Annotated in this window: 1 protein-coding gene; it reads left to right on the top strand. The window is 51.2% G+C overall.

Annotated elements, in window-relative coordinates; translation table 11 throughout:
• The coding region (locus RUMCAL_RS15355) for a hypothetical protein (protein WP_021681362.1) at positions 1-1,236 on the top strand (1,236 nt) is incomplete at both ends.

Below are 1,236 nucleotides of genomic sequence, written 5' to 3'. Positions count from 1 at the left end.
TTGCAACTGGTTCCACCATGCTGGACGGCATGCAACTGGACGGCGGTAAGCTTTCCGGCAAGCCTGCAAAGGTGTACACAAACGGCAAGGACGTGACCTTTACATTCACCGCGAAAAACGGCAATACCGCAAACTTGACCTTGCATTTTCTGGTGGCAAAGGCTGACCCGACGGTGAAAGTGACCGTAGACGGCGACAGCCACACCGAGGGCGACCTGGTGGAAAAACTGGGGCTGAGCATCAGCAAGGACAGCACTAAGGGTGCAGCGAAGATCGTCAGCAAGCTCAAGAAACTGATCGCTGGAAAGAACACCCTGGCATGGGAGTTCACCCCGGAGGACAGCGAGAACTATAATGTTGTGACCGGCACGGTTGTGGTAAATGCACAGACCACTACCACAACAACGACCACCACAACTGCTACTACGACAACGACGACTACTACAAACGAAACAACTTCCACAACAAAGGAAACAACTGCCACTACCAAGGCAACAACTGCCACCAGCGGAACGACTTCTGCGACCAAGGCAACGACTGCCACCAGCGGAACGACTTCTGCGACCAAGGCAACAACTGCCACCAGCGGAACGACTTCTGCGACCAAGGCAACGACTGCCACCAGCGGAACGACTTCTGCGACCAAGGCAACGACTGTTACCAGCGAAACAACCGCAACAACCAAGGCAACTACAGTTACCACAAACGAAACGACTGTAACAACCGAAGAAACTACTACCAAAAACGAAACAACCGCAACAACCGAGGAAACTACTACCACAAACGGAACAACCGCAACAACCGAGGCAACAACTGCTACAAGCGAAACAACTGTCACAACCGAAGAAACCACTACAAACGAAACAACTGCAACAACCGAAGAAACTACTACCACAAGCGAAACAAGTGCAACAACTGGGGAAACTACTACAAACGAAACAACCGCAACAACCGAAGAAACTACCACAAACGAAACAACCGCAACAACTGAGGCAACGACTGCCACAAGCGGAACAACCTCTGCAACTAAGGCAACAACTGCTACAAGCGAAACGGCTGCAACAACTCAAACAACCACAACGACAAAGGAAAGCACTACCGCAAGTGAAACAACTATAACCACAATCACCAGTGCTTCCGACACAGAATCCACCGCCGCAACATCGGCAACCACGATCACAACGGCAACAACTACAAGCGTGACCAACATTGCAGACGAAGATCTTTGCAGCTGGG

This window comes from Ruminococcus callidus ATCC 27760, assembly GCF_000468015.1.
GTDB classification, from domain to species: domain Bacteria; phylum Bacillota; class Clostridia; order Oscillospirales; family Ruminococcaceae; genus Ruminococcus_C; species Ruminococcus_C callidus.
Note: the sequence above shows the minus strand (reverse complement) of the source record. Positions and strands in the feature narration are given on the sequence as shown.